The 25,780-nt window shown below is 61.2% G+C and carries 29 protein-coding genes; 12 read left to right on the top strand and 17 right to left on the bottom strand.

From position 1 onward, the window contains the following. Positions 1 to 73 precede the first annotated feature (73 nt). A complete protein-coding gene (locus tag HCF10_RS15005; protein WP_167655865.1) occupies positions 74 to 349 on the bottom strand; it encodes a YheV family putative zinc ribbon protein in 276 nt (91 codons plus the stop codon). Beyond that, positions 346 to 2,397, bottom strand: a complete 2,052-nt coding sequence (gene prlC, locus HCF10_RS15010; protein ID WP_167655866.1) for an oligopeptidase A — start codon at positions 2,395 to 2,397, stop codon at positions 346 to 348. Before prlC ends, HCF10_RS15005 begins: the two co-directional genes overlap by 4 nt. A 102-nt stretch (positions 2,398 to 2,499) precedes the next feature. On the opposite strand from prlC, the gene HCF10_RS15015 reads away from it, so the two are divergent. Both HCF10_RS15015 and HCF10_RS15020 read left to right on the top strand, forming a co-directional pair. Beyond that, positions 2,500 to 3,042, top strand: coding sequence for a gamma carbonic anhydrase family protein (locus HCF10_RS15015; protein ID WP_027608127.1), 543 nt, complete (start codon positions 2,500 to 2,502; stop codon positions 3,040 to 3,042). Further along, positions 3,039 to 3,698, top strand: coding sequence for an HAD family hydrolase (locus HCF10_RS15020; protein ID WP_167655867.1), 660 nt, complete (start codon positions 3,039 to 3,041; stop codon positions 3,696 to 3,698). The genes HCF10_RS15015 and HCF10_RS15020 overlap by 4 nt, the downstream gene beginning before the upstream one ends. 33 nt (positions 3,699 to 3,731) lie before the next feature. Here the strand turns inward: HCF10_RS15020 and HCF10_RS15025 are convergent, their stop codons facing one another. Further along, on the bottom strand, positions 3,732 to 4,775 hold the full coding sequence (locus HCF10_RS15025) for an aminopeptidase (RefSeq protein ID WP_167655868.1): 1,044 nt from the start codon (positions 4,773 to 4,775) through the stop codon (positions 3,732 to 3,734). Positions 4,776 to 4,885: 110 nt separating this feature from the next. On the opposite strand from HCF10_RS15025, the gene HCF10_RS15030 reads away from it, so the two are divergent. Then, positions 4,886 to 5,308, top strand: coding sequence for a PA0061/PA0062 family lipoprotein (locus HCF10_RS15030; RefSeq protein ID WP_167655869.1), 423 nt, complete (start codon positions 4,886 to 4,888; stop codon positions 5,306 to 5,308). On the opposite strand, the gene HCF10_RS15035 is transcribed toward HCF10_RS15030, so the two are convergent. Further along, positions 5,309 to 5,548 carry a DUF1161 domain-containing protein gene (locus tag HCF10_RS15035; protein ID WP_017734725.1) on the bottom strand — a complete coding sequence of 80 codons (240 nt, stop codon included), beginning with the start codon at positions 5,546 to 5,548 and terminating at the stop codon, positions 5,309 to 5,311. A gap of 207 nt (positions 5,549 to 5,755) precedes the next feature. Then, on the bottom strand, positions 5,756 to 6,187 hold the full coding sequence (locus tag HCF10_RS15040) for an OsmC family protein (RefSeq protein ID WP_167655870.1): 432 nt from the start codon (positions 6,185 to 6,187) through the stop codon (positions 5,756 to 5,758). 216 nt (positions 6,188 to 6,403) lie between these two features. Here HCF10_RS15040 and HCF10_RS15045 point away from each other — a divergent pair, with 216 nt between their 5' ends. Then, positions 6,404 to 7,405, top strand: coding sequence for an LLM class flavin-dependent oxidoreductase (locus tag HCF10_RS15045; protein WP_145338362.1), 1,002 nt, complete (start codon positions 6,404 to 6,406; stop codon positions 7,403 to 7,405). A 59-nt stretch (positions 7,406 to 7,464) separates the two neighbouring features. Here HCF10_RS15045 and HCF10_RS15050 read toward each other — a convergent pair whose 3' ends face one another. Together HCF10_RS15050 and HCF10_RS15055 are read right to left on the bottom strand one after the other, a co-directional pair. Then, entirely contained in the window at positions 7,465 to 7,689 is a 225-nt protein-coding gene (locus HCF10_RS15050) for a DUF1161 domain-containing protein (protein WP_131699601.1), read from the bottom strand. A 115-nt stretch (positions 7,690 to 7,804) separates the two neighbouring features. Next, complete coding sequence (locus HCF10_RS15055) at positions 7,805 to 8,020, bottom strand: dodecin (protein ID WP_027608132.1); 216 nt, start codon at positions 8,018 to 8,020, stop codon at positions 7,805 to 7,807. Between the two features lie 156 nt (positions 8,021 to 8,176). Between HCF10_RS15055 and HCF10_RS15060 the strand changes: the two genes are divergently transcribed. After that, the gene (locus HCF10_RS15060) at positions 8,177 to 8,503 is read left to right on the top strand and encodes a DUF883 family protein (protein ID WP_003170746.1); all 327 of its coding nucleotides are present in this window, start codon (positions 8,177 to 8,179) and stop codon (positions 8,501 to 8,503) included. Positions 8,504 to 8,511: 8 nt separating this feature from the next. On the opposite strand, the gene HCF10_RS15065 is transcribed toward HCF10_RS15060, so the two are convergent. Then, positions 8,512 to 9,408 (bottom strand): LysR family transcriptional regulator, encoded by an 897-nt coding sequence (locus HCF10_RS15065; protein ID WP_131699602.1) that lies wholly within the window; start codon positions 9,406 to 9,408, stop codon positions 8,512 to 8,514. A gap of 110 nt (positions 9,409 to 9,518) precedes the next feature. Here HCF10_RS15065 and trpB point away from each other — a divergent pair, with 110 nt between their 5' ends. The 3 genes from trpB (at position 9,519) to HCF10_RS15080 (ending at position 12,131) form a co-directional block, all read left to right on the top strand. Then, a complete protein-coding gene (gene trpB, locus HCF10_RS15070) occupies positions 9,519 to 10,745 on the top strand; it encodes a tryptophan synthase subunit beta (protein WP_131699603.1) in 1,227 nt (408 codons plus the stop codon). Next, positions 10,746 to 11,555, top strand: a complete 810-nt coding sequence (gene trpA / locus HCF10_RS15075; protein ID WP_167655871.1) for a tryptophan synthase subunit alpha — start codon at positions 10,746 to 10,748, stop codon at positions 11,553 to 11,555. A gap of 135 nt (positions 11,556 to 11,690) precedes the next feature. Next, positions 11,691 to 12,131, top strand: a complete 441-nt coding sequence (locus tag HCF10_RS15080) for an anti-virulence regulator CigR family protein (RefSeq protein WP_167655872.1) — start codon at positions 11,691 to 11,693, stop codon at positions 12,129 to 12,131. Between the two features lie 113 nt (positions 12,132 to 12,244). Here HCF10_RS15080 and HCF10_RS15085 read toward each other — a convergent pair whose 3' ends face one another. From HCF10_RS15085 to HCF10_RS15110, 6 genes are all read right to left on the bottom strand, one after another. Continuing rightward, positions 12,245 to 13,555, bottom strand: a complete 1,311-nt coding sequence (locus HCF10_RS15085) for an MFS transporter (RefSeq protein WP_131699606.1) — start codon at positions 13,553 to 13,555, stop codon at positions 12,245 to 12,247. Between the two features lie 115 nt (positions 13,556 to 13,670). After that, the gene (gene dgoD / locus HCF10_RS15090; RefSeq protein ID WP_003170741.1) at positions 13,671 to 14,819 is read right to left on the bottom strand and encodes a galactonate dehydratase; all 1,149 of its coding nucleotides are present in this window, start codon (positions 14,817 to 14,819) and stop codon (positions 13,671 to 13,673) included. Between the two features lie 48 nt (positions 14,820 to 14,867). Further along, positions 14,868 to 15,488: a 2-dehydro-3-deoxy-6-phosphogalactonate aldolase gene (locus tag HCF10_RS15095; protein ID WP_167655873.1), complete on the bottom strand. Its 621-nt coding sequence runs from the start codon at positions 15,486 to 15,488 to the stop codon at positions 14,868 to 14,870. A 1-nt stretch (position 15,489) separates the two neighbouring features. Beyond that, positions 15,490 to 16,455 carry a 2-dehydro-3-deoxygalactonokinase gene (locus HCF10_RS15100; protein ID WP_131699608.1) on the bottom strand — a complete coding sequence of 322 codons (966 nt, stop codon included), beginning with the start codon at positions 16,453 to 16,455 and terminating at the stop codon, positions 15,490 to 15,492. Positions 16,456 to 16,632: 177 nt separating this feature from the next. After that, entirely contained in the window at positions 16,633 to 16,959 is a 327-nt protein-coding gene (locus HCF10_RS15105; protein ID WP_131699609.1) for a DOPA 4,5-dioxygenase family protein, read from the bottom strand. A gap of 31 nt (positions 16,960 to 16,990) precedes the next feature. Continuing rightward, a complete protein-coding gene (locus HCF10_RS15110; RefSeq protein ID WP_167655874.1) occupies positions 16,991 to 17,941 on the bottom strand; it encodes a choline sulfate utilization transcriptional regulator in 951 nt (316 codons plus the stop codon). A 103-nt stretch (positions 17,942 to 18,044) separates the two neighbouring features. On the opposite strand from HCF10_RS15110, the gene betC reads away from it, so the two are divergent. From betC to HCF10_RS15125, 3 genes are all read left to right on the top strand, one after another. After that, a complete protein-coding gene (gene betC, locus HCF10_RS15115) occupies positions 18,045 to 19,559 on the top strand; it encodes a choline-sulfatase (protein ID WP_167655875.1) in 1,515 nt (504 codons plus the stop codon). A gap of 15 nt (positions 19,560 to 19,574) precedes the next feature. Then, entirely contained in the window at positions 19,575 to 20,489 is a 915-nt protein-coding gene (gene choX / locus HCF10_RS15120; protein WP_167655876.1) for a choline ABC transporter substrate-binding protein, read from the top strand. 159 nt (positions 20,490 to 20,648) lie between these two features. Beyond that, positions 20,649 to 22,217, top strand: a complete 1,569-nt coding sequence (locus tag HCF10_RS15125) for a SulP family inorganic anion transporter (protein WP_167655877.1) — start codon at positions 20,649 to 20,651, stop codon at positions 22,215 to 22,217. Here the strand turns inward: HCF10_RS15125 and aroE are convergent, their stop codons facing one another. Together aroE and hemF are read right to left on the bottom strand one after the other, a co-directional pair. Further along, on the bottom strand, positions 22,218 to 23,039 hold the full coding sequence (gene aroE, locus HCF10_RS15130) for a shikimate dehydrogenase (protein WP_167655878.1): 822 nt from the start codon (positions 23,037 to 23,039) through the stop codon (positions 22,218 to 22,220). Further along, positions 23,039 to 23,971, bottom strand: a complete 933-nt coding sequence (gene hemF / locus HCF10_RS15135) for an oxygen-dependent coproporphyrinogen oxidase (protein ID WP_053127403.1) — start codon at positions 23,969 to 23,971, stop codon at positions 23,039 to 23,041. Before hemF ends, aroE begins: the two co-directional genes overlap by 1 nt. Before the next feature lie 160 nt (positions 23,972 to 24,131). Between hemF and HCF10_RS15140 the strand changes: the two genes are divergently transcribed. Then, positions 24,132 to 25,109 (top strand): quinone oxidoreductase family protein, encoded by a 978-nt coding sequence (locus HCF10_RS15140; RefSeq protein ID WP_167655879.1) that lies wholly within the window; start codon positions 24,132 to 24,134, stop codon positions 25,107 to 25,109. A gap of 102 nt (positions 25,110 to 25,211) precedes the next feature. Here HCF10_RS15140 and HCF10_RS15145 read toward each other — a convergent pair whose 3' ends face one another. Then, complete coding sequence (locus HCF10_RS15145) at positions 25,212 to 25,769, bottom strand: L-threonylcarbamoyladenylate synthase (RefSeq protein WP_027608149.1); 558 nt, start codon at positions 25,767 to 25,769, stop codon at positions 25,212 to 25,214. Positions 25,770 to 25,780: the final 11 nt, after the last annotated feature.

Consider the following 25,780-nt stretch of genomic DNA (forward strand, 5'->3'; position numbering starts at 1 on the left):
AGCCAATCCAGAGGCTGACTGACCTTGCGCTATCGGGGGCAAGCCCCCTCCCACATTGGCCCGCGTAGGACCGTTAGTCTTTTTTCAATTTCGGATTCGGGAAGAATTGCACTGCCTGAACCTTGGGATCGGCTGGCGCTTTAAGCGCAGACGTATTCACCCGCGTGCCCAACTCCTTGGGCACCGACAGCCCTTGGTCATTGAGCGTATCGGTATACCCGCAGGCCACGCATTCGCGATGCGGCACGCTGTCCTCGGTCCACATCTTCAACTTGTCCGGTTCGCTGCACGCCGGGCACACCGCCCCGGCGATAAATTGCTTTTTGGTAGTCACAGGCCCTTCGCTCATGCTGCTGCGTCCTCACTCAGGCCGCTGTGGCGCAAGAGTGCGTCAATCGACGGTGCACGTCCGCGGAAGTCGACGAACAGCACCATCGGCGCCTGGGAACCGCCACGCGCCAGGATTGCCTCACGGAAGGCACGACCGGTCTCGGCGTTGAGCACGCCGTCTTCTTCGAATTTGGAGAAGGCATCCGCCGACAGCACTTCGGCCCATTTGTAGCTGTAGTAACCCGCGGCATAACCGCCGGCAAAGATGTGCGCAAAGCTGTTGGGGAAACGGTTGTAGGCAGGAGGACGCATCACCGACACCTCATCGCGCACGCCTTCGAGCACCTGGGCCACGCTGCGGCCATCGCCATGGGTGGCATGCAACTCGAAGTCGAACAGCGAGAACTCCAGCTGGCGCACCATCATCAGGCCGGACTGGAAGTTCTTCGCCGCGAGCATTTTTTCCAGCAGGTCCTGGGGCAGTGGCTCGCCGCTTTCATAGTGGCCGGAGATCAGCGCCAGGCCTTCCGGCTCCCAGCACCAGTTCTCCATGAACTGGCTCGGCAATTCCACCGCATCCCACGCCACACCATTGATACCGGACACGCCGGCATGCTCGACGCGGGTCAGCAGGTGATGCAGGCCATGGCCGAATTCGTGGAACAGGGTGGTCACTTCATCGTGGGTCAGCAGGGCAGGCTTGCCGCTGTCGGCCGGGGTGAAGTTGCACACCAGGTTCGCCACCGGGCTTTGCAGCACGCCGTCGATGGTGCGGCGGCGGTCGCGTGCGCCGTCCATCCAGGCACCGCCACGCTTATTGGCGCGGGCGTACAGGTCGAAGAAGAAGCGCCCGACGTGCTGGCCGTTTTCCTTGATTTCAAATAGGCGAACATCCGGGTGCCAGGTGTCGAAGCCTTTTTGCTCGGCAATCTCGATGCCGTACAAACGCTGCACAATGGCGAACAGGCCGCCCAGCACCTTGTCGATCGGGAAGTAGGCGCGCAGGGCTTCCTGGGACACGCTGTAGCGCTGCTCACGCAGCTTTTCGCCGTAGAAACCGCTGTCCCAGCTTTGCAGGTCGGCGCAGCCTTGTTCGGCGGCGTAGGCCTTGAGCTGTTGCAGGTCCTGGGCAGCGAACGGCTTGCTGCGCTTGGCCAGGTCACGCAGGAAGCTCAGCACCTGGTCGCTGGACTCGGCCATCTTGGTGGCCAGGCTCAGCTCGGAGAACGAGGCGTAACCCAGGAGCTTGGCCAGTTCCTGACGCAAGTCGAGGATCTGTTCCATCACCGGGCCGTTATCGTTCTGACCGGCATTCGGGCCTTGGTCTGACGCACGGGTGCAGTAGGCCGCGTAGATTTCTTCGCGCAGGGCGCGGTCCTGGGCGTAGGTCATGACCGCGTAGTAGCTTGGAAACTCCAGGGTGATCAGCCAGCCGTCGAGGCCTTTGGCCCGCGCGGCAGCGGCCATCTGCGCCTTGGCCGAATCGGTCAGGCCGGCGAGGGTGGCTTCCTCGGTGACGTGCTTGGTCCACGCCTGGGTGGCGTCCAGCAGTTGGTTGGAGAATTTGCTGCCCAGCTCGGAAAGCTTGCTCTGCACTTCGGCGTAACGTTTTTGCTGCTCAGGCGGCAAGTCGATACCCGAGAGGCGGAAGTCGCGCAGGGAGTGTTCAAGGATGGTTTTTTGCGCCACGTCGAAACCGGCGGCTTCCGGGCTGTTGGCCAGGGCTTCGAAGGCTTGGAACAGCGCGCGGTTCTGGCCCATCTCGGTGGAATAGGCGCTCAATGCCGGCAGGCACGCCTCGTAGGCTTCGCGCAGCTCGGCGCTGTTGCACACAGCATTGAGATGGCTGACCGGGCTCCAGGCGGCGCCCAGGCGATCATTCAGTTCGTCCATGGCCAGCACCAGACCGGCCCATGTCGGATTTTTACCCTGGCTTTGCAGGATGCCTTCGATGGCAACACGGTTGTCGGCGAGGATCTGTTCGATGGCCGGCTGCACGTGCTCGGCACGGATCGCCGAGAACGGCGGCAGGTCGTAGGACTGCAGAAGAGGGTTGTTCGCGCTCACGGTTGGCACCTTGGCTGAAGAAACATGTAAGAACAAAGATGGGGCCATCTTAATTACAATCAACGTCCACCGCAGCTATCAGCACATAAGAGAGAGGCTATCGTGACCCTTCGCACCTATCAGAACCACACGCCAACCCTGGGCGCCGGGGCTTTTGTCGATATTTCGGCGGTGGTGATCGGCGATGTCGAAATCGGCACCGACAGCTCGGTCTGGCCGCTGACCGTGATTCGCGGCGACATGCACCGCATCCGTATCGGCGCGCGCACCAGCGTGCAGGACGGCTGCGTGCTGCACATCACTCACGCAGGCCCCTTCAATCCGGACGGTTTTCCCTTGCTGATCGGCGATGACGTGACCATCGCACACAAAGTCATGCTGCACGGCTGCACGGTGGGCAACCGGATTTTGATCGGCATGGGCAGCATCGTGATGGACGGCGCCGTGGTGGAGGACGACGTCATCATCGGCGCCGGCAGCCTGGTGCCACCGGGCAAGAAGCTCGACAGCGGTTTTTTGTATGTCGGCAGCCCGGTTAAACAAATCCGCCCGCTGACTGACAAGGAACGCGCCTTTTTCACCTACAGCGCCGCGAACTACGTGAAGCTCAAAGACCTGCACCTGGCTGAAGGATTCGACCAATGACCCTCCATTACCAAACCGTGCTGTTCGACCTGGATGGCACCCTCACCGACCCGCGCGAGGGCATCACCCGCTCGATCCAGTACGCCCTTGGCAAATTGGGCATCGACGAACCCGACCTGACCCAACTCGAACACTTCATCGGCCCGCCATTGCTGCAAGCCTTCATGCAGTTCTACGACTTCGATGAGGCCAAGGCCTGGGAGGCAGTGAATTTCTACCGCGAGCGCTTCAAAGTCACCGGGCTGTATGAAAACCGCGTATTCGACGGCGTGATGCCGCTACTTGAAGACCTGGGCAAACAGGGCCGCCAGTTGTACGTCGCCACATCCAAGCCCTGGGTGTTTGCCCGCGAGATCGCGCGGCATTTCGATTTTGCCAGGCACTTCAAAGTGATCTACGGCAGCGAACTGGACGGGACACGCACCAACAAGGTCGAGTTGATTGCGCATTTGATCAGCGAAGAAGGCCTGGACCCGTCCACCACCTTGATGATTGGTGATCGTAAGCACGACCTGATCGGGGCGCGCAGCAATGGGCTGGATTCGGCGGCCGTCGGTTATGGGTTTGGTAGTTTCGAAGAGTTGAATGCTGAGGCGCCGACCTGGCACTTTGAGACGCTGGCGCAGATGCATCAGGCGTTTTTGCAGCGGCCCTGAGACCGCCATCGGGGGCAAGCCCCCGATGAGGCCCTACGGATCAACCCCTTCCAACTGCCTCAACGCAGCCTTGCGCTGCACCACCGGCAACTCGCCCATCTTCTCCACCGCCGCGTAGAACTTCGGCCAATCCCCACCTTCCTGCCTGAATAACGCCGCAAACGCCGGCACCCACCGGTCATACAGCCCGAACGGCAACAACCGCGCATTGTTCATCGGCAGGTTCATCCAGGCGTCATAACGCTTGTCTCCACCCCATTGGCTATCGCACATCTGCCGGTACGCACGACGCAAATCCTCGAATTCGGCCGCCTTGGCCTGGCGCATCGCCTCGGCAGCCAGCGGTTGCGCGTAGAGTTTTTCCAGGCGCTGACGTGTATCGAGGATCAGTTGGGTAAATTGGTCCCGCTGTTGCCGCGTCGAGTTGCCAAGCGGCGCCAGGCCCTGGGCCGCGCGCCACTGGCGGGTGCCTTCCTGCTCGACGAAGCTGGCAAACGACTCGTTGAATTCGGTGTCGTCCTTCACGTAGAACCGCTGGTGCGCCAGCTCATGGAAGATCAGCGTGGCCAGGCGTTCGTCGCCCCAGTTCATCATCGAATTCATGATCGGGTCGTTGAACCAACCCAAGGTTGAATAGGCTTCCACGCCGCCAATCGACACGTCCATGCCTTGTTGGCGCAACAACGCCGCTTCACCGCGCGCCGCGCCTTGGCTGTAATAGCCGCGATAGGCCACGCAACCGGCAATGGGGAAGCAATGGGTTTGAGGCGCCAGGGAAAATTCCTGCGTAGCGAAGACATTCCAGACTACATAAGGACGGCCAATATCGGCATACAGCCGGTAACTTTGGTTGTCAGGCAGATGCAGGTGTTCGCTGGCGAAGGTTCGAGCTTTCTGTGATTGAACCAGATGATCACGCAGCAACTGCGGCGTCGATGGATCGGCGATGACCTCGGCAACCGGCTCCCGAGCCCGCAACAGCTGCCACTGGCCGTCCGCCAATTGGCTGTAGTAACTGACGCTGGAGCAACCACTGAGCAGCACAACCAGCAACCCTGGAAGAAAACGCCTGACCATGCACCGACCGCTCCTGGGTGATTTGTTCGCCAGACTATCGCGCCTGAAGGGGATTTTTCCACGTCGTAGCGTGTTTATACTCAAAGCTCTCCTTGCGTTGAGTAACTGCCATGCGCCAGCTCCTGCTTCCCGTCGTCGCCCTGTTGCTCAGCGCCTGCGCTTCGCCCCCCCTGCCGCCGGCCGACCCGCATCAGGCCTGGGTCGATTTTGCTACGCCGACGCCGGGAGCCAAGCTGGTGATGGCGCAGCGCCTGGATGGTAAGAATCTGCCTGACGGACGCTACTTCCAGGTGCCACCGGGCAGTCACGAGCTGATGGTGCGCTTTGATTTCGAGGTGCCCACCGGCGGCAGCCTCAATGGCTTTGGGCAAACCGCCGACCGCACCTGTTTCATCACCCTGCAGTACGACCATTTCGAGGCTGGCCAACGCTATCGCCTGGAAGGGCGCTCATTGGCCTTCACGCCGAATATCCGGCTGTATAACGCCGCTCGCCAATTGCTGGCGGAAGAACGCAGCGTCAACTGTCTCTGATCAGTCGTTGTTCTTCTGATAGATGATGGCTTTGGTACCGTTCTCACAGCTGCCGACGACCATGGCGACGTCGTGCTTGTCAGCTTCTTCCTTGCTGACAATTTCCAAGGTGTAGGACGGAACGGCGTTCGCCTGGATCTTGACCTCAATCTCTTTCCTGAGCTCTTCGCAGTCTTTTGGTGCGGCCACAGCCGATGTGGCCAACACACCGCAGATGATCGCCAAGGCAAAACGTTTCATGTGTGAAGCTCCCTGAATGCATGCGCACGGGTGTGCGCCTAAGGCTGCATAGGCTATAGGACCACATTCGGGAAACACGAGTTCTGATTTAACGCAGAACAAAATGTGGGAGGGGGCTTGCTCCCGATAGCAGTGCATCAGTCAACATCGCTGTTACTGATAGACCGCTATCGGGGGCGAGCCCCCTCCCACAGTGGACCTGCTGTGTCAGCTAACCAGCGTGGCATCCAGGCTGATCTTCGCATTCAGTACCTTGGACACCGGGCACCCTTCCTTGGCCTTCTTGCTCAATTCATCGAACTGCGCCTGGCTGGCGCCTGGGATCTTGGCCTTGAGCACCAAGTGCACGGCGGTGATCGCGAAGCCGCCATCGATCTGGTCCAGGGTCACTTCGGCCTGGGTGTCGATGCTGTCAGCCTTGAGCCCAGCGTCGCCCAGAATCATGGAAAAGGCCATGGAGAAACAGCCAGCGTGGGCCGCGCCGATCAATTCTTCGGGGTTGGTGCCCTTGCCGCCTTCGAAACGGGCCTTGAAGCCGTAGGGTGCTTCGCGCAGCACGCCGGTTTCGGTGGAAATGGAGCCCAGGCCAGTCTTCAGATCACCTTCCCAATGCGCGGATGCCTTTTTAACGATACTCATAGCTTTCTCCTCGAACGGTGGTTTTGCGTCGGTAAGGTTCTGAGGATAGACGCCAAGGCAAAGTTCATTTGTAAGAGAGACCTAGCGATTAAGTAGGAAATTTAACCCTCGCTATTGAATCTCGGGTATATGCCCTCATTGCATAGGACATGCACATGAAGCGGCAGGTTTTGGTTCGTCTAAGAAGCCTGCGCCCCCCTTTGGAGAAGCAGGCTTATGAAATCGCTGTCCGACGTAAAGTTCTCGACCCTCGACCTCGTGCCGGTGCGCGCCAACGGCAGCCCGGCGCAGTCGCTGCGCAATTCCCTGGATTTGGCCCAGCATGTGGAAAAGTTCGGCTACCACCGTTTCTGGGTGGCGGAACACCACAATATGGATGGCATCGCCAGCTCGGCCACCTCGGTATTGCTGGGTTACCTGGCCGGCGGTACCTCGACGATTCGCGTCGGCTCCGGCGGCGTGATGCTGCCCAACCATGCACCGCTGGTGATCGCCGAGCAGTTCGGCACCCTGGAAAGCCTCTACCCCGGGCGTATCGACCTGGGCCTGGGCCGCGCGCCCGGCTCCGACCAGATGACCGCTCGCGCTCTGCGCCGCGAGCGCTCCGGCAGCGCGGATGACTTCCCGGAAGACGTGGCCGAGCTGATGGCCTACCTCGGGCCACGCACACCGGACCAACGGGTGATTGCGGTGCCCGGCACCGGCACCAACGTACCGGTGTGGCTGCTGGGCTCCAGCCTGTTCAGCGCGCAACTGGCGGGCGAACGCGGTTTGCCCTACGCCTTCGCCTCCCATTTCGCACCGCGTTTGATGCACGAGGCGATTCGCGTGTACCGCAATCACTTCAAGCCTTCGGCTGTGCTGGACAAGCCTTACGTGATGCTCGGCATTCCGCTGGTGGCGGCCGACACCGATGAGCACGCCGACTTCCTGGCCACCTCGGTGTACCAACGCATCCTCGCCTTGATGCGCGGGCAGAGCCTGGTGCAGCGCCCACCAGTGAAAACCATGGACGGCCTGTGGCTGCCCCATGAAAAAGACGCGGTCGGCAGCTTCCTTGGCCTGGCGATGGTGGGTAGCCCAGCGAAGATCCGCGCCAAGCTGGAAGTGTTGATCGAACAGACCGGCGCGGACGAATTGATCTTCACCTGCGACCTGTACGAGCACGCCGACCGGATTCATTCCTACGAGCTGCTGGCGCAGTTGATGAAGGGCTAAACCCCCGACTAAAAAAAACCGACGCACCCGCGTCGGTTTTTTATGTCTGCGACACGGGATTAACCGCGCTTGTAGACGATTTCCTTGGTACCACCTTCACAGGTACCGACCACTTTAGCGTCGGTCGAGGTGCCTTTATCCACAACTTCCAGCGAATAACCCGAAGCGCCCTTGGCGTCGATTTTCGCTGCAATTTCGCTTTTCAGCTCTTCACAAGGCTTGCCCGCCGCCAGGGCCGTGCCCGCAATGCTCAACAAACCTACCGCTAACAGGAGCTTCTTCATCCGTCACTTTCCTTGCGCTGATTGAAACGAGCGTGCCGACGCTGCTGGCATCGGCACCCATTGTTTGTAGCGCAAGTTATGGCAATCGGCCAGCCGGCAAGTTCAACCGACGCGATCAACTACTGGCAATTCGGAACCCCACCTTGAGCGTAACCTGATAGTGCGCGACCTTGCCGTCCTTGATATGACCACGGGTTTCCGTCACCTCAAACCATTCCAAGTGCTTGATGCTCTTGTTGGCTTCGGCCAGGGCATTGTTGATTGCGTCTTCGATGCTGGTGGTGGACGAACCTACCAATTCCACTTTCTTGTAGGTGTGATGATCAGACATGGTGTTTCTCCTGAGGGTCGTCAATAAAGCCTAGCAGTCATTGTTCATACTGCTTCTGGCGACCGTTCCTACCTGAAAGTTCAGATTTACTGCACTTTCTGAAACGGCCGCAGTCGGTATCTACACACGCCACTCAATCACTTCAGGAGATTCCAAATGGCCAACACTTCTTTACGCAAAGCGTCGCTGGAAAGCATGGAAGCCGAGATTTCGAGCCTGCTCAAGTCCCTTGAGAGCCTCAAGGACGATGCGTCCGATGAGTCGCGCAAAACGCTGAAGGCCCTGAAAAGCAATGCCGAGAATGCCCTCAAGCACTCTCGTCACCTGATCAGCGACGCCTACGAAGAAAGCAAAGTCAAAATCCGTGAAACCGGTGTTGCCACCCGGGACTACGCACAAGAGCACCCATGGACTACCGCCGGCGTCGCCGTTGGCGCGTTGGGCCTGCTGGCGGCTTACCTGCTGTGCAAACGCGGTGACTGATTGACCGGCTATACCGGCTGGCGCGCCAGCTCAGCCTTGAGCCAGTGCGCCAACTGACTCGCGCGCCCGTCTGCGGCGCGCTTGGGTAGCCACAACGCCAGGTGCGCCGGGGTTTCACTGAAACCCCACGGCGCCACCAGGCGACCCGCGCGCAGGTCCTCTGCCACCAGCGGCTGCGGCGCAATCGCCACGCCCAACCCCGCCACCGCCGCCTCCAGCAAATAATACAAATGCTCAAAACCTTGGCCGTGTTTCAACGCGCCGGGCTCGATGCCGTGCTGTTGCGCCCAACTGGGCCAGGCTTGCGGGCGTGAAGTGGTGTGCAATAAGGCTTCGCCACACAAGGCTTGCGGCGGCGCCTGGCGCAGGCGTTCGTACCCGGCAAAACGCGGGCTCATCACCGGCCCGATACACTCGCTCGCCAGCTCATACACTTGCATATCCGCCGGCCACGGTGGTTCGGCGAAGACCAGCAGGGCATCGAGACCGGGGCGTCGGGGGTCGAGGTCGCCGTCACCCGCCGACAGGTGCAGGCGCAGGTCCGGCAGGTCGGCATTCAAGCGACCCAGGCGCGGGATCAACCAGCGCGCCAGCAGGCTGCCCGAACAACCGAGCACGAACGGCGCATCAGCGCTGGCCTGGGTGAGTTCGGCGCAGACGTCGCGCAAGCGCTCGAACGCCTCGGCGCTGGCATCTCGCAACCGCACACCTGCATCTGTGAGTTTAATGCCGCGTCCATCCTTGATGAACAAGCTGACCCCCAAATGCTCTTCCAGCACCTTCAATTGGCGGCTGACCGCGCCGTGGGTCACGTGCAGTTGCTCGGCAGCCTGGCTGACGCTGTTCAGGCGCGCGGTGGCTTCAAAGGCGCGCAGGGCATTGAGGGGTGGGAGGTCTCGGCTCATCTGTGAGTTTTCCTGACATGTTGCAGCGATCTTATCGGTTTTCAGCACCGGATGTGAGGGGTAGAGTGACCGTCATTGCTTCTCACACAAATTCCTACCTGGAGCGTCCCATGACTCAGTCCCAGACCGATCTGCGCAACGGCCCTGACGCCAACGGCCTGTTTGGCGCGTTCGGCGGCCGCTACGTCGCCGAAACCCTGATGCCGTTGATCCTCGAACTGGCCCGCGAATACGAAGCGGCCAAGATCGATCCGGCGTTCAACGAAGAATTGGCCTACTTCCAGCGTGACTACGTCGGCCGCCCAAGCCCGCTGTATTTCGCCGAGCGCCTGACCGAGTTCTGCGGCGGTGCCAAGATCTACCTCAAGCGCGAAGAGCTGAACCACACCGGCGCACACAAGATCAACAACTGCATCGGCCAGATCCTGCTGGCGCGGCGCATGGGCAAGAAACGCATCATCGCCGAGACCGGCGCCGGCATGCACGGTGTGGCGACCGCTACCGTGGCCGCGCGTTTCGGCCTGCAATGCGTGATCTACATGGGCACCACCGACATCGAGCGCCAACAGGCCAACGTGTTCCGCATGAAGCTGCTGGGCGCTGAAGTGATCCCAGTGGTCGCCGGCACCGGCACCCTCAAGGACGCGATGAACGAAGCCCTGCGCGACTGGGTGACCAACGTCGACGACACCTTTTATCTGATCGGCACCGTGGCCGGCCCACACCCATACCCAGCGATGGTGCGTGACTTCCAGGCCGTGATCGGCAAGGAAACCCGCACCCAGCTGCAAGCTCAGGAAGGCCGCCTGCCGGACAGCCTGGTGGCATGCATCGGCGGTGGTTCCAACGCCATGGGTCTGTTCCATCCGTTCCTGGACGACACCAGCGTCGAGATCATCGGCGTTGAAGCCGCCGGCCACGGCATCGAGACCGGCAAGCACGCCGCCAGCCTCAACGGCGGCGTACCGGGTGTGCTGCACGGCAACCGTACCTTCCTGCTGCAGGACGACGACGGCCAGATCATCGACGCCCACTCGATTTCCGCCGGCCTCGACTACCCAGGCATCGGCCCGGAACACGCCTGGTTGCACGATATCGGCCGCGTCCAGTACACCTCGGTGACTGACCACGAAGCCCTGGATGCCTTCCACAAGTGCTGCCGCCTGGAAGGGATCATTCCTGCCCTGGAAAGCGCCCACGCCCTGGCCGAAGTGTTCAAGCGCGCGCCGACCCTGCCGAAGGATCACCTGATGGTGGTCAACCTGTCCGGCCGTGGCGACAAAGACATGCAGACCGTGATGCACCACATGGAACAGTCTCAGCAGGAGAAACACTAAATGAGCCGCCTGCAAACCCGCTTTGCGCAACTCCAAGAACAGAACCGCGCCGCCCTGGTGACCTTCGTCACTGCCGGCGACCCGGGCTATGACACTTCGCTGGCGATCCTCAAGGGCTTGCCTGCTGCTGGCGCCGATGTGATCGAGTTGGGCATGCCCTTCACCGACCCAATGGCCGACGGCCCGGCCATTCAACTGGCCAACATCCGTGCGCTGGAAGCCAAGCAGAACCTGCTGAAAACCCTGCAGATGGTGCGTGAGTTCCGCGAGGACAACAACGATACCCCGCTGGTGTTGATGGGCTACTTCAACCCGATCCACAAATACGGTGTGCCTGAGTTCATCGCTGACGCCAAAGAGGCCGGCGTCGACGGCCTGATCGTGGTCGACATGCCGCCCGAGCATAACGGCGAGCTGTGCGACCCGGCCCAGGCCGCCGGTATCGACTTTATCCGCCTGACCACGCCGACCACCGATGACGTGCGCCTGCCGACCGTGCTCAACGGCAGTTCCGGGTTTGTGTACTACGTATCCGTGGCTGGTGTGACCGGTGCCGGCGCCGCTACCCTGGAACACGTCGAAGAAGCCGTGGCCCGCCTGCGTCGGCATACCGACCTGCCGATCAGCATCGGTTTTGGTATCCGCACACCGGAACAAGCGGCGGCCATCGCGCGCCTGGCCGATGGCGTGGTGGTCGGCTCGGCCCTGATCGATCACATCGCCAATGCCAGTAACGATCAACAAGCGATCGATGGCGTATTGAGCCTGTGCGCGGCGCTGTCGGAAGGTGTGCGCAACGCCCGTAAGTAAGCGCCATGTAGCGAGAGGTAAAGTTCCTGATACAGAGGAATCAACGCGAGCAATCACGGCCTAAACAGCAAGACCAAGGGATTTCGAACCGCGTTCGAGATCCCTTTTTTGTATGTGTGCCCTGAGGAATACCCGATGAAAATGCCTAAATCCGTGATTGCAGGTCTTGGTGTGCTGGTACTTGGCGCCAGCGCCCTGGTGCAAGCCGCGCCGCCTGACCCGCGGGGTGACGACCGTGGCGCCCCGCAGGGCCAGCACGAGCAACGTGGCGACGACCATCGCGGCCCGCAGGACGACCGTCGCGGCGGCCCGCCCCAGGACTTCGGCCCGGTACGCCAGATCATTCGCGACAACCACGGCCAGTTCTCCCGTGGCGCACCGCCGCCGCCGAATGTGCGTCTGGTGCGCGGCCGCCCCCTGCCGCATGGCTACTACGGCGAGCGCTTGGACAACCGTGCCCTGGCGCGCCTGCCGGTCTATCCAGGTTATGAATGGCGCCGTTCGGGGCCGGACGTGGTACTGATCGCTGTAGGCACGGGCATCGTCTACGAAATCCTTGACGGCGTACTCAACTAAAACCACGCAATAACGTTGTAGCAACGTAGCTTCCTGTGGCAAGCCCGCTCGCCACGGGAAGTCTGCTCGCCATTAGAGGTCAGTCTCCAGAAAGCAATCTTCCCGCTACCGGCTTAAAGCTCGATGCGTTCAACTTTACCTACGAGCAATATGTAAGAAAGCGCCCCAAGCAATGCCAGTACCGCGATATAGGTAATCGCCGGCGCAAACGAATCGCCGCTGGCCAGGAAGCCGATAACGATTGGTGTGGTAATCGCCGCCAGGTTGCCGATGAAGTTGAACACACCGCCAGTCAGTCCCAGCAGACGTGCAGGGGCAAGGGTCGAAACCAGGGACCACGTGATTGAGGCCAGGCCGTTGCCGAAGAACGCCAAGGCCAGGAAGGCGATGACCAACGGTGTCGATTCGACGAAGTTGGCGCCAATGATCGCCGTAGAGATCAGCAGGCCGCTGATGATCGGCAACTTGCGGGCAAACCCCACCGAGGCGCCACGGCGGATCAGCCAGTCGGAAAACAACCCCGAGCACAACACGCCGACGAAGGCCGCGAGGAAGGGCAGTGATGCGAGCATGCCGGACTTGATGAAGTCCATGCCGCGGTATTTCACCAGGTAGGTCGGGAACCAGGTCAGGAAGAACCACAACGTGGAGTTCAGGCAGAACTGCCCCAGGTAGATGCCCCACAATTTGCGCTTGCTCAGGACAATGCCCAGGTCGACCCAGCTGAATGGCGCCTTGGTCTTACCCGCTTGTGCACTGAGGTCCACCAAACCGCCACCTTCGCGGATCAACTCGATTTCGGCTGCGTTGACGCCTTTGAAGTCCCGGGGCTCGCGATACACGGCATACCAGATCGCCGCCCACAGAATGCCCACTCCGCCAGTGACGACAAACACCATGTGCCAGCCGTAATGATGCTGCAACCAGGCCAGGACCGGCGTCAGGAACGCCAACCCGACAAACTGCCCGGAGGTGTAAAAGCCAATGGCCGTGGCGCGCTCACGCTCGGGAAACCAACTGGTGACCACGCGGCTGTTGATAGGGTAGGCCGGTGCTTCCAGGGCGCCTACCGCCATGCGCAGCACAAACAGCGCAATGAAGCTGGCGGCAAAGCCGAGCATCACGGTGGCGATGGACCAGAGCAACAGGGCGGCGGTGTAGAGGATGCGCGGCGGCACCCGGTCCACCAGCCAGCCGCCGGGAATCTGCATGGCGGCGTAAGTCCAGCCGAACGCCGAGAAAATCAGCCCGACATGTACCGGATCGATGCCCAGCTCGCTGGTCAGCGCCGGGGCGGCAATCGACAGGTTGCTGCGGTCGAGGTAGTTGATCACGACGGTGATAAACAGCAACACCATGATGAAGTAGCGCTTTCGGGTAGGCGTGACTAAAGAAGCCTGCCCGCTCAAGGATTCAGGTTGCATGGTAGGTGCCTATTCTTATGTTTGTTTAGGAAGGGACTTCTGAAGAAACCGGCTCAAAATGTGGAAGGGGGCAAGCCCCCTCCCACATGTTTGACCGTGTTCTTTCAGGCAGAAATCACCACTCGGCGAAACTGCCGTCGGCGTGGCGCCAGATCGGGTTGCGCCAGCGGTGACCGATGGCTGCACGTTCGATCACGTATTCCTCGTTGATCTCGATCCCCAGGCCCGGCCCGTTGGGGATCTTCACAAAGCCCTGGTCATAGTCGAACACGCCCGGGTCGCGCACGTAGTCGAGCAGGTCGTTGCTCTCGTTGTAGTGAATGCCCAGGCTTTGCTCCTGGATAAACGCGTTGTAGCAAACCGCATCCAGTTGCAGGCACGCCGCCAACGCAATCGGGCCCAGCGGGCAGTGCAGCGCCAGGGCCACGTCGTAGGCTTCGGCCATGTTGGCGATCTTGCGGGTTTCGGTGATACCGCCCGCGTGGGAAGCATCCGGCTGGATGATGTCGACGTAGCCTTCGCTGAGCACGCGCTTGAAGTCCCAGCGCGAGAACAGGCGCTCGCCCAGGGCAATCGGAGTGCTGGTCAGCGGCGCCAGTTCCTTGAGGGCTTCGTAGTTTTCGCTGAGCACCGGCTCTTCGATAAACATCAGCTTGTAGGGGTCCAGTTCTTTCATCAGCACCTTGGCCATGGGCTTGTGCACACGACCATGGAAGTCGACGCCGATGCCTACGTTGGGACCGACCGCATCACGCACAGCCGCGACGTTGGCCAGGGCCAGGTCGACTTTTTCGAAGCTGTCGACGAACTGCAACTCTTCAGTGCCGTTCATTTTCACCGCAGTAAAACCACGGGCCACGGCCTCTTTGGCGGCGCGGGCGGTGTCGGCGGGGCGATCGCCGCCGATCCACGAGTACACGCGGATCTTGTCACGCACCTGGCCACCCAACAGGTCGCTGACGGAAACGCCCAGGGCCTTGCCCTTGATGTCCCACAGCGCCTGGTCGATGCCGGCGAGGGCGCTCATGTGCACGGCGCCGCCTCGATAGAAGCCACCGCGGTAGAGCACGGTCCAGATGTCTTCGATATTGCGTGGGTCTTTGCCGATCAGGTAGTCGGACAGTTCCTCGACAGCAGCGGCCACGGTGTGAGCGCGGCCTTCGACCACGGGCTCACCCCAACCGGTCACGCCCTGGTCGGTCTCGACCTTGAGGAAGCACCAGCGCGGCGGGACGATAAAGGTCGTCAGTTTGGTGATTTTCATCTGTTATCTCTCTTATAGATGCAGCGCCTGCGGGCGCGGAACTTGATCTCAGTTCAGGGCTTTCCAGGCGGCGACATAAGCCTGGGCGCGGCTCGCTACCTGATCCACTGTCATACCCGGTTTGAACAACCCGGAACCCAGCCCGAACCCCTTGGCGCCGGCGTCGATAAACACCTGCATGTTGTCCGGGGTAATGCCGCCCACCGGCAGCAGCAACGTGCCTGCAGGCAATACCGCCAGCCAAGCCTTGATCACAGAAGGGCCCATTTGCTCGGCCGGGAACAGCTTCAACACGTCGGCACCTTCGTCCAACGCCGCGAACGCTTCGGTGGGCGTGGCCACACCCGGCGACAGGTACAGGCCGGCGGCTTTCGCGACGCGCAAGACCTTGGCATCGCTATGGGGCATGACGATCACTTGGCCACCGGCAGCTTTCACTTGTTCGACCTGCCCAGGCGTCAATACCGTGCCGGCGCCGATCAGGCAATCGGCGGGCAGGCTGTCGCGCAGGGTGCGAATGCTGGTGTAAGGGTCCGGCGAATTGAGCGGGACTTCGATCACGCGAAACCCGGCGTCGTACAGCACTTGGCCGACCGCCTGGGCTTCGTCCGGGCGTATGCCGCGAAGAATGGCGATCAAACCGTTTTGTGCGAGTGCTTGCTTGAGCATGTCAGGCCTCCATTGCAGGTTGAGTGAGTCCGGCGGCCACTGCCAGTTGCCACAGCCCGCGCTCGGTCGCTTCCTGCGCCAGGCTGACGTGGGCGAAACCGCAGAGGGCGAGGGCGCGTTGGTAGCGCACGCAGAGCAGGCCGGCGCCCACCAGGATGATGGGTATGTGCCGTGCACTGGCTGGCAAGCCGGCCAGTTCATGGCCGATCAGCAGGCCGGACAGGTAGTCGGGCTGCTGCTCAGGGGTGAGTTCGCCGGTCAGTCCCAGAGTGCGCGCACTGAACAGGGTCGACAGCACGCCACGCTGGCCATCGTTCGACAGCGCCACTTGAACACCGCGGTCAAAGGCCTCGGCCTGGAACTGCTCGGATACCTTTTGCGTACGACCAAGCAGGCTGTGCTTGCTCAGCACCGCGAACAGTTCACCGGTCATGAAGGTGTCGAAATGAGTGATGCAGCCTTCCACCACCTCGACCCATTTGGAATGGCTGCCGGGCAGGCCGATCAGCATTTCACCGCTGGCCGACAGGCTTTGCAGCACGCCCAGCACCTGGGTTTCTTCACCGCGCATCACATTGGGCAAGCCGACCTGCTCGATCACTCCGGGCACGATATGCACATCGACACCGCGCAGGCTGCGCACCTTGTGCAACGCCTGGCCCAGGCTGGCGACGTCGACCGGCGTACTGCGATACGCCGCCTCGCTCCAACCCTGGGCGCTGCCGACCATGCCGCAGGCGATCACCGCCAGGTTTGGCTCGGCGTCGAGCCAGTCGCCGCACGCTGCATCAAACGCCAACTCGAAGCCATCGCTGCAGCGAACGCCGCCGATGTCCCGGGGCTCGCTGGGCAAATGCATGATGCCCGACGCCAGCGAGCGCTGTTCCAGCACTACGCCCGCGGGACCGAGTTTGTAAGCACGAAGGGAGCTGGTCCCCCAATCGAGCGCGATCAATTGCGCCTGCATCGCTTCACCTGAAATGAGTGGGTGCTGAAAAAAGCAGATGGGCGAATATAAACCTACGGCTGGCAATATCTCAATATATAAATAACTGTCCCACATATTGAGATTAAACGAGATAAATCCTACAGGCTCCTCGCTTTTTACTGCGGGAGGAAACTGGTTCTATCTGATAAGGAGGGGTTAAAAAGCCGACAAGTCCAGCTCGCGCATCGCACCCATCCAGATCGCGTAATCGGTGTGATCCTTCAGGTCATCGCCGGTTTCAGGGTGCAGGAACACCACCAGCCCATTGCGATGCAGCGCCAGCCACGGCAGCACCACCCCAATGTATTCGGGGTCGAACGCCAACTGGCAGCTCCAGTCCGGGTGCGGGCCTACGGGCCGCTCATGCACGCGGCCCATGCGCAGCGGGAACAGTTTCGCGCCGTCCTCGCACAAGGCACGCGCCTGATCGAGGGTGCTGGCATCGAAGTAGATATGGGCATGGTAGCCCTTGATACGTTGCATGACGGACTCCGGATCCAATGTGCGGCAAATCCTAGACCGCAATCGACGGCAGGGCCAGTCCGGTCAGGGACTGCGCGCTGCTGGCCTGTTCTGCCTGCAACCAGTCGACGAAACGTTCGACCAACTGCCCACGCCGCTTGCGCTGGGGCTGCACCACGTAATAGCCAAAGCGCGAAACCACCGTGTTGCCGATCGGTCGGCACAACCAATTCTGTTCCAGCAGGTTATCCACCAAATGGCGCCAGCCGATCGCCACCCCTTGGCCGGCAATCGCTGCCTGGATCAATAAGGTGTAGTTGTCGAATCGCAGCTGGCCGGGCGTGGGCGCGGCGGTGATGCCCAGTTCGCGGAATACGCCGCTCCAGTCGAACCACTGGTTGTTGTTTTCCTGGCGCAGGTGCAGCAAAGGAACGTCGTGCAAGTTCTGCAGGGTCAGCGGCGTGGCCTGGTCCTTGAGCCACTGCGGGCTGCACACCGGAAACACTTCCTCGTTGAACAGCCAAAGGCTGTCGCCCTGCTTGAAACGACCATCGCCAAACAGCACCGCCACATCGATATCGCTGCGCAAGGTGGCGTGGTTGCGCTCGCTGGTCACCAGGCTCACGTCCACCTGCGGGTTGGCAGCGTGGAAGCGATGCAGGCGCGGCATCAGCCAGTAGGCAGCGAACGCAAAGTCTGTGGCCACTTGCAGCACTTCGTGCTGGTCCTGCTGGGTAATCACACTGAGGCCCTGGTTGATGCTCTGCAAACCGCCTTGCACATGCTCGAACAGCAGGGCGCCGGCGTCGGTCAGCTCGATGCCCCGATAGATGCGGTCAAACAGGCGGATCGCCAGTTGTTCTTCCAGGCGCTTGATCTGCTGGCTGATGGCCGGCTGAGTGGTGCCCAACTCCATCGCTGCTGCAGTAAAGCTGCGATGGCGCGCGGCCGCCTCGAACGCGCGCAGCAGGTCGAGGGACAGGTCTCCAAGGGCTTCATACATAAGCTGTGCTTATCCTAGACATTGCTCGTCATGGGCTTTACCCCATTTTTCATGGGCTGCATGCTCATTCGCATAAACACCGCCTATGGAATGCCGAAGACCTATGAAGCGCAAGAACATTCTTTTCATCATGGCCGATCAAATGGCCGCGCCGATGCTTCCGTTCTACGGACCTTCCCCTATCAAGCTGCCGAATTTGAGTCGCCTCGCCGAACAGGGCGTGGTGTTCGACGCGGCCTATTGCAACAGCCCGCTGTGTGCACCGTCACGCTTCACCCTGGTCAGCGGCCAATTGCCGAGCCAGATCGGCGCCTACGACAACGCGGCGGATTTCCCTGCAGATGTGCCGACCTATGCCCACTACCTGAGGCGCCTCGGTTATCGCACCGCGCTGTCGGGCAAGATGCACTTCTGCGGCCCCGACCAACTGCACGGCTATGAAGAACGCCTGACCAGCGACATCTATCCCGCCGACTATGGCTGGGCGGTGAACTGGGATGAGCCGGACGTACGCCCCACCTGGTACCACAACATGTCCTCGGTGCTGCAAGCCGGCCCGTGCGTGCGTACCAACCAGCTGGATTTCGACGAAGAGGTTGTGTTCAAGGCCCAGCAATACCTGTTCGACCACATCCGCGAAGACGGCGACCAGCCGTTCTGCCTGACCGTGTCGATGACCCATCCCCACGACCCGTACACCATTCCCAAGCCGTTCTGGAACCTGTACGACGACAACGACATCCCTTTGCCTGCAACGCCGAACCAGGAAGATCTCGACCCGCATTCCCAGCGTCTGCTCAAGGTCTATGACCTGTGGGACAAGCCGCTGCCTGTGGATAAAATCCGCGACGCCCGCCGCGCCTACTTCGGCGCGTGCAGCTACATCGACAGCAATGTCGGCAAGCTGCTGCAAACCCTGGAAGACACCGGCCTGGCCGACGACACCATCATCATCTTCTCCGGCGACCACGGCGACATGCTCGGCGAGCGCGGCCTCTGGTACAAAATGCACTGGTTTGAAATGGCCGCCCGCGTGCCGCTGCTGGTCAGTGCCCCGGGGCAATTTGCGCCGGGCCGGGTGACCAAGGCCGTGTCTACCGCCGACCTGCTGCCGACCCTGGTGGAACTGGCCGGCGGCGAACTGGACCCGCGCCTGCCGCTGGACGGCCGCTCGCTGGTCCCGCACTTGCAAGGGCAGGGCGGGCACGACGAAGTCTTTGGCGAATACATGGCCGAAGGCACCATCAGCCCACTGATGATGATTCGCCGCGGCGCCTGCAAATTCATCTACAGCGAAGACGACCCTTGTCTACTGTTCGATGTGCACAACGACCCGCACGAGCGGGAAGACCTCAGCCAGTCACCGGAACACCGGCCACTGTTCGAGGCGTTTTTGAATGAAGCGCGGGCCAAATGGGACATCCCGGCGATCCACCAGCAGGTACTCGCCAGCCAACGCCGTCGTCGCCTGGTGTTCGAGGCGCTGACCGAAGGCAAGCTGAAGAGCTGGGATCACCAGCCACTGGTAGACGCCAGTCAGCAATACATGCGCAACCATATCGACCTCGACGACCTGGAGCGCAAGGCACGTTATCCACAACCCTGCCAAAACCAATAACACTGAGGGAAGGCCATGCAAAAGTTAACTGCGGTAGTGGGCATGTTAGTGCTGAGTAGCGCCAATGCGTATGCGGACACCAGCTGTGACACGGTAAAGATGGCCGACCCAGGCTGGAGCGATATCGCCGCCACCAATGCCATCACCGGGTTTCTGCTCAACGGCATGGGCTACAAGGCCAAGGTCGACACCCTGGCGGTGCCGATTACCTTCGGCGGGCTCAAGGACGGCCAGGTGGATGTGTTCCTGGGTAACTGGATGCCGGCGCAGCAAGGTTTCTACGACAAGTTCGTGGCCAACGGCGATGTGGTGCAACTGGCGAAGAACCTCGACGGCACCGAGTTCACCCTCGCCGTGCCGGATTATGTCTGGGATGCCGGGGTGCATGACTTTGCCGACCTGAACAAATTTGCCGACAAGTTCGACAAGAAGATCTACGGCATAGGCTCGGGCGCGCCGGCGAATATCTCGCTGCAGGAGATCATCAAGAAGAATGACTTCGACCTCGGCCAGTGGAAGCTGATCGAATCCAGTGAACAGGCGATGCTGGCGGAAGTATCACGGGCGGTGAAGAAGCAGAAATTCGTCACCTTCCTCGGCTGGACACCGCACCCGATGAACGTGCAGTTGAAAATGCACTACCTCAAAGGCGGCGAGAAATACTTTGGTGACACCGGCAGCGTGTATACCTTGACCCGTAAAGGTTATGCACAGGCCTGCCCCAACGTAGGCAAGCTGCTGACCAACCTGAGTTTCACCCAGGATATGGAGAACAGCATCATGGCTGAGGTGGTCAACAAAAAAGTCAGCAATGCCGAGGCGGCGAAGGCGTGGATCAAGGCGAACCCGGCGGTGCTGGATAAATGGCTGGATGGCGTGAAAACCGTGGATGGCAAGGACGCGTTGCCGGCAGTAAAAGCCAAACTCTAGGGCCTTGCGCTATTCCAATGTGGGAGGGGGCTTGCTCCCGATAGCGGAGTGCCAGTCAGAGAGATTTAGACGGGTCCACCTAAATCGGGAGCAAGCCCCCTCCCACAAGGACCCGTGTGTACTGATACCCTGAGTCAAACCTTTTCAGCCGAGTTATAAATGCCCCGGCCCAACCGCCATACACTCTTCCCCTTCCTCAGTTGGCTTGCGCGCCAGACGCGCGCCAGCGTCGGCCGGGACGCGCTGGTCGGCCTCAGCGGCGCCGTGCTCGCGCTGCCCCAATCGATTGCCTACGCGCTGATCGCCGGTCTCCCACCAGAGTACGGTCTGTACGCCGCGATCATCCCGGTGCTGATCGCGTGCCTGTGGGGTTCATCCTGGCACCTGATCTGTGGCCCCACGGCGGCGATTTCCATCGTGCTGTACGCCAGCGTCAGCCCATTGGCCGTGCCGGGGTCTCAGGACTACATCACCCTGATCCTGTTGCTGACATTCCTGGCCGGGGTGTTCCAGTGGCTGCTGGGCATGCTGCGCTTTGGTGCGCTGGTGAACTTCGTCTCGCATTCGGTGGTGCTGGGTTTCACCTTGGGCGCCGCCGTGGTGATTGCCCTGGGGCAGCTGCCTAATCTGCTGGGCCTGGATTTACCGAGCCAGGCCACAGCGATCAATAGCCTGCTGGCGCTGATCGACCACGCTGGCGAGTGGGACCACGCATCCCTTGCCCTTGGGCTCGGTACTTTGCTGGTGGGCGCACTGCTCAAATACCTTGTGCCTCGCTGGCCAACGCTGCTGATCGCCCTGGGCTTGGGCAGCCTGGCAGCCTGGCTGTGGCCGGGGGCGTTCGGGCATGTGGCGCTGGTCAGTTCGTTTATCGGCAAGCTGCCGCCGTTCAGCCCGTTGCCGCTGGATCTGGACATGATCCTGCGCCTGCTGCCCAGCGCCGTTGCGGTGGGCATGCTCGGGCTGGTGACCAGCCTGTCGATTGCGCGTTCGCTGTCGGCACGCTCGCAACAATTGCTTGATGCCAACCAGGAAGTTCGTGCGCAGGGTTTATCCAACATCGTTGGCGGATTTTTCTCCGGGTATCTGTCGGCAGGGTCCTTCACCCGCTCCGGCCTCAGCTATGAGGCAGGCGCCTGTTCGCCGCTGGCAGGGGTATTTTCCGCATTATGGGTGGCCTTGTTTGCGCTGTTTGGCGCCGCACTGATCGCGCATATTCCCATCCCGAGCATGGCCGCCAGCATCTTGCTGATTTCCTGGGGCCTGGTGGATCGGCGGGGTATTCGTGCGTTGTTCCGCGTGAGCCGTGCAGAATTCGTGGTGATGAGCCTGACCTGTGTCGCCACCTTGCTGCTTGAGTTGCAAACGGCGATTTATGCGGGCGTGTTGGCGTCGTTGTTTTTCTACCTCAAGCGCACCTCACAGCCACGGGTTCAACAATGGCGTGATGGAGAAGAGGATGTGCTGCGGGTGGGCGGGTCGATCTTCTTTGGCGCCAGCCATTACCTGCAAGTGCGCCTGCAAAGCTTGCAGGGTGAGCGGGTGGTGATCGAGGCGCAGCAGATCAACTTTATCGACTATTCCGGGGTGGAGATGCTGCACCAGGAGGCGCGTCGCCTTAGGGGGCTGGGCCGTAGCCTGACATTGCGCCGCGCCAGGCCGCAGGTGGTGGACGAGTTGAAAAAACTGGAGGGGGCCGATAAATGCCCCATCCAGTTTGAAGATTGATTACTGCGCCAACTGCCGGCGCAGTTCAGCCAACACCGGCGCCGAATCCGGGCGCACACCGCGCCACAGGAAGAACGCTTCAGCCGCTTGCTCCACCAGCATGCCCAGGCCATCCATCGCCACGGCTGCGCCTTGCTCACTGGCCCAACGGCAGAACGCAGTCGGTTCCTTGGCGTACATCATGTCGTAGCAAAACGTGTTGCCCGGTTCGATCAGGCTGCCGGCAATCGGCGGTACATCACCTGATAGGCTGGCGGACGTGGCATTGATGATCACGTCCACCGGCTCACGCAGCCAGTCGAAACCACTGGCAGACACCGGGCCCAGGTCGTCGAACAACTCGGCGAGCAATTCGGCTTTTTCCACGGTGCGGTTGGCGATGATCAACGAAGCGGGCCGTTCAGCCAGCAACGGCTCCAACGCGCCCCTTACCGCGCCACCCGCGCCCAGCAACAGGATGCGTTTGCCTTGCAGATTCAAGCCGGCGTTTACCGTCAGGTCACGTACCAGGCCGGCGCCGTCGGTGTTGTCGCCGAGCAACGTGCCGTCAGCCAGTTTGCTCAAGGTGTTCACCGCCCCGGCACGCTGGGCGCGTTCGGTGAGGCTGTTGGCCAGGCGGTAGGCGTCTTCCTTGAACGGCACGGTAACGTTGGCACCTCGGCCCTGTTGGAAAAACTCACGGGCACAGCCGGTGAAATCCTCCAGGGGCGCGAGCATGGTGCTGTAGTCCAGTTGCTCGCCGGTCTGCTCAGCGAACATACGGTGAATCAGCGGCGACTTGCTGTGGCCGATGGGATTGCCGAACACCACATAACGATCCATCAGACAGCCGCCTTGGGCGCGGCGACGCCCAGCCAGTCGCGGTCTTGCAGGAAGTAGTCGGTGAGGCGCGCTTCTTCGCTGCCGGCCTCGGCTTTCCAGTCGTAGCTCCAGCGCACTTGGGGCGGCAGCGACATCAGGATCGACTCGGTACGGCCGCCCGATTGCAGGCCGAACAAAGTGCCACGGTCATAGACCAGGTTGAATTCCACGTAACGGCCGCGACGAAATTCCTGGAACTGGCGTTGCTGTTCGGTATAAGCGCTGGCTTTGCGGCGCTGCACAATCGGCAGGTAGGCGTCGATGTAGGCATCGCCGATGGCGCGGATAAACGCGAAGCAGGTGTCGAAGTCCCACTCGTTCAAGTCATCGAAGAACAGGCCGCCGATGCCACGGGGCTCGTTGCGGTGCTTGATGTGGAAGTAGGTATCGCACCAGGCCTTGTAGCGCGAGTAAACGTCCGGGCCAAAGGGCGCGCAGGCCTGCTCGGCCACGCGGTGCCAGTGAATGCAGTCTTCTTCGTTGCCGTAGTAGGGCGTGAGGTCGAAGCCGCCACCGAACCACCACACCGGCTCTTCGCCTTCTTTTTCGGCGATGAAAAAACGCACGTTGGCGTGGGACGTCGGCACGTGCGGGTTGTGCGGATGAATCACCAGCGACACGCCCAGGGCTTCAAAGCCGCGACCGGCCAGTTCAGGGCGATGCGCACTGGCTGACGGAGGAAGGCCGCTGCCGAATACGTGGGAAAAGTTAACGCCGCCCTTTTCGATGACCGAACCGTTTTCGATCACACGGGTGCGACCGCCACCGCCGGCAGGCCGGGTCCAGGCGTCTTCGATAAAGCGAGTGTCCGTCTCGAAGGTTTCCAGGGCGCTGCAAATGCGGTCTTGCAGGTCGAGCAGGTAGGCCTTTACAGCCTCGGTGCGGGTAGTCATGGCATCACCTTGAATCGGGCAAAGCTACGCGAGGCCGTGGGGCGTCGGCGGCAAATGGGCGCACAGGATACCACTGCACTCCATGTCGCCACAGTTGACGAAGATCAAGCTTAGGAGTCCGATAGGGAGCTACGCGAGATCGACCCAAGGAGATGTGCAGATGGCCAAACGTATCCAGTTCAGCGCCCATGGCGGCCCCGACGTACTTGAATATGTGGACTACACACCGGCAGAGCCGGGCCCGCAGCAGGTTCGAGTGCGTAACGAGGCGATTGGCCTGAACTTCATCGATACCTATTTCCGCAGCGGCCTTTACGCGCCGCCGGCCCTGCCATCAGGGTTGGGCGCAGAAGGCGCCGGCGTGGTTGATGCGGTGGGCAGCGAAGTCACGCAATTTAAAGTCGGTGACCGCGTGGCCTACGGCAGTGGCCCGCTCGGGGCCTACAGCGAATTGCACGTGCTGCCCGCCGCCAACCTGGTGCACCTGCCGGACGACATCAGCTTCGAACAAGCCGCCGGTGCCATGCTCAAGGGCCTCACCGTGCAATACCTGCTGCGCCAGACCTATGAGCTGAAAGCTGGCGAGACCATCCTGTTCCACGCCGCTGCTGGTGGCGTGGGCTCCCTGGCCTGCCAATGGGCCAAGGCACTGGGCGTGAAGCTGATCGGCACCGTCAGCTCGCCAGAGAAAGCCGCCCTGGCCAAATCCCTCGGCGCGTGGGAAACCATCGACTACAGCAAGGAAAACGTCGCACAACGCGTGCTGGAATTGACCGACGGCAAAAAGGTGCCCGTGGTGTACGACGGTGTCGGCAAGGACACCTGGCTGACCTCATTGGACAGCGTGGCACCACGTGGTCTGGTGGTGAGCTTCGGCAATGCTTCGGGCGCGGTGGATGGGGTGAACCTGGGGATACTCGCGGCCAAAGGCTCGCTGTACGTAACACGGCCGACCCTGGCGACCTACGCCAACAACCCGGCGAACTTGCAGATGATGGCGGATGATCTGTTTTCGATGATCAAGAGCGGCAAGGTGCGCATTGATATCAACCAGCGGTATTCGCTGGCAGACGCGGCGAAGGCACAGACGGAGTTGTCGGGGCGGCGTACCACTGGGTCGACAATTCTGTTGCCTTGAGGGAATCTTCGGGGGCAAGCGCCTCCCACATTTGACCGTGTTGTCATGACGGACGCGGTTCAATGTGGGAGGTCGCTTGCCCGCGATGGATGCGACGCGGTCTCAGGAAGGCCGCACCACCTCACCCGTTGCCAAATCACGAATCAGGCTCGGGTTCTTGCGCCCACCCAAGGCACCACCCAAAACCAAATCCACCTGCCCGCGGAAATACTGCTCCACACGAATCCGCGTGCGTGCCGCCGGGCGGCCCTGGGGGTTGGCTGAGGTAGAAATCAACGGTCCCACCAGCGCGCACAAATCCCGCACCAGTGGATGATCGCTCACCCGCAGCGCCACCGTGTCGTGCACACCGGTGACCCATTCCGGCAACAAATCCTGATGCGGTACCAGCCAGGTATTCGGCCCAGGCCAGGTGCTGGCCATACGTTCGATCCAGGTATCCGGGAAGTCTTCGAACAGAAAGTCGAACTGGCGAATATTGTCTGCCACCAGGATCAGGCCCTTGTCCACTGAACGGTTCTTGATCGCCAGCAGCCGATCCACCGCCTCTTCGTTCCAAGGATCACAGCCCAAGCCCCAGACCGCTTCGGTTGGATAGGCAATCACCGCGCCTGCGCGAATTTCTCGTGCGGCTTCCAGCACACGCCACCTGTTGACCATTGTTTACTCTC

Source organism: Pseudomonas sp. B14(2022) (genome assembly GCF_012030485.1).
In the GTDB taxonomy this organism is placed as follows: domain Bacteria; phylum Pseudomonadota; class Gammaproteobacteria; order Pseudomonadales; family Pseudomonadaceae; genus Aquipseudomonas.

What these genes read in the sequence shown, in the direction of transcription:
- HCF10_RS15005 (WP_167655865.1), bottom strand. Translation starts at nt 349, where the DNA reads ATGAGCGAAGGGCCTGTGACTACCAAAAAGCAATTTATCGCCGGGGCG.
- HCF10_RS15020 (WP_167655867.1), top strand. Translation starts at nt 3,039, where the DNA reads ATGACCCTCCATTACCAAACCGTGCTGTTCGACCTGGATGGCACCCTC.
- HCF10_RS15025 (WP_167655868.1), bottom strand. Translation starts at nt 4,775, where the DNA reads ATGGTCAGGCGTTTTCTTCCAGGGTTGCTGGTTGTGCTGCTCAGTGGT.
- HCF10_RS15030 (WP_167655869.1), top strand. Translation starts at nt 4,886, where the DNA reads ATGCGCCAGCTCCTGCTTCCCGTCGTCGCCCTGTTGCTCAGCGCCTGC.
- HCF10_RS15035 (WP_017734725.1), bottom strand. Translation starts at nt 5,548, where the DNA reads ATGAAACGTTTTGCCTTGGCGATCATCTGCGGTGTGTTGGCCACATCG.
- HCF10_RS15040 (WP_167655870.1), bottom strand. Translation starts at nt 6,187, where the DNA reads ATGAGTATCGTTAAAAAGGCATCCGCGCATTGGGAAGGTGATCTGAAG.
- HCF10_RS15045 (WP_145338362.1), top strand. Translation starts at nt 6,404, where the DNA reads ATGAAATCGCTGTCCGACGTAAAGTTCTCGACCCTCGACCTCGTGCCG.
- HCF10_RS15050 (WP_131699601.1), bottom strand. Translation starts at nt 7,689, where the DNA reads ATGAAGAAGCTCCTGTTAGCGGTAGGTTTGTTGAGCATTGCGGGCACG.
- HCF10_RS15055 (WP_027608132.1), bottom strand. Translation starts at nt 8,020, where the DNA reads ATGTCTGATCATCACACCTACAAGAAAGTGGAATTGGTAGGTTCGTCC.
- HCF10_RS15060 (WP_003170746.1), top strand. Translation starts at nt 8,177, where the DNA reads ATGGCCAACACTTCTTTACGCAAAGCGTCGCTGGAAAGCATGGAAGCC.
- HCF10_RS15065 (WP_131699602.1), bottom strand. Translation starts at nt 9,408, where the DNA reads ATGAGCCGAGACCTCCCACCCCTCAATGCCCTGCGCGCCTTTGAAGCC.
- trpB (WP_131699603.1), top strand. Translation starts at nt 9,519, where the DNA reads ATGACTCAGTCCCAGACCGATCTGCGCAACGGCCCTGACGCCAACGGC.
- trpA (WP_167655871.1), top strand. Translation starts at nt 10,746, where the DNA reads ATGAGCCGCCTGCAAACCCGCTTTGCGCAACTCCAAGAACAGAACCGC.
- HCF10_RS15080 (WP_167655872.1), top strand. Translation starts at nt 11,691, where the DNA reads ATGAAAATGCCTAAATCCGTGATTGCAGGTCTTGGTGTGCTGGTACTT.
- HCF10_RS15085 (WP_131699606.1), bottom strand. Translation starts at nt 13,555, where the DNA reads ATGCAACCTGAATCCTTGAGCGGGCAGGCTTCTTTAGTCACGCCTACC.
- dgoD (WP_003170741.1), bottom strand. Translation starts at nt 14,819, where the DNA reads ATGAAAATCACCAAACTGACGACCTTTATCGTCCCGCCGCGCTGGTGC.
- HCF10_RS15095 (WP_167655873.1), bottom strand. Translation starts at nt 15,488, where the DNA reads ATGCTCAAGCAAGCACTCGCACAAAACGGTTTGATCGCCATTCTTCGC.
- HCF10_RS15100 (WP_131699608.1), bottom strand. Translation starts at nt 16,455, where the DNA reads ATGCAGGCGCAATTGATCGCGCTCGATTGGGGGACCAGCTCCCTTCGT.
- HCF10_RS15105 (WP_131699609.1), bottom strand. Translation starts at nt 16,959, where the DNA reads ATGCAACGTATCAAGGGCTACCATGCCCATATCTACTTCGATGCCAGC.
- HCF10_RS15110 (WP_167655874.1), bottom strand. Translation starts at nt 17,941, where the DNA reads ATGTATGAAGCCCTTGGAGACCTGTCCCTCGACCTGCTGCGCGCGTTC.
- betC (WP_167655875.1), top strand. Translation starts at nt 18,045, where the DNA reads ATGAAGCGCAAGAACATTCTTTTCATCATGGCCGATCAAATGGCCGCG.
- choX (WP_167655876.1), top strand. Translation starts at nt 19,575, where the DNA reads ATGCAAAAGTTAACTGCGGTAGTGGGCATGTTAGTGCTGAGTAGCGCC.
- HCF10_RS15125 (WP_167655877.1), top strand. Translation starts at nt 20,649, where the DNA reads ATGCCCCGGCCCAACCGCCATACACTCTTCCCCTTCCTCAGTTGGCTT.
- aroE (WP_167655878.1), bottom strand. Translation starts at nt 23,039, where the DNA reads ATGGATCGTTATGTGGTGTTCGGCAATCCCATCGGCCACAGCAAGTCG.
- hemF (WP_053127403.1), bottom strand. Translation starts at nt 23,971, where the DNA reads ATGACTACCCGCACCGAGGCTGTAAAGGCCTACCTGCTCGACCTGCAA.
- HCF10_RS15140 (WP_167655879.1), top strand. Translation starts at nt 24,132, where the DNA reads ATGGCCAAACGTATCCAGTTCAGCGCCCATGGCGGCCCCGACGTACTT.
- HCF10_RS15145 (WP_027608149.1), bottom strand. Translation starts at nt 25,769, where the DNA reads ATGGTCAACAGGTGGCGTGTGCTGGAAGCCGCACGAGAAATTCGCGCA.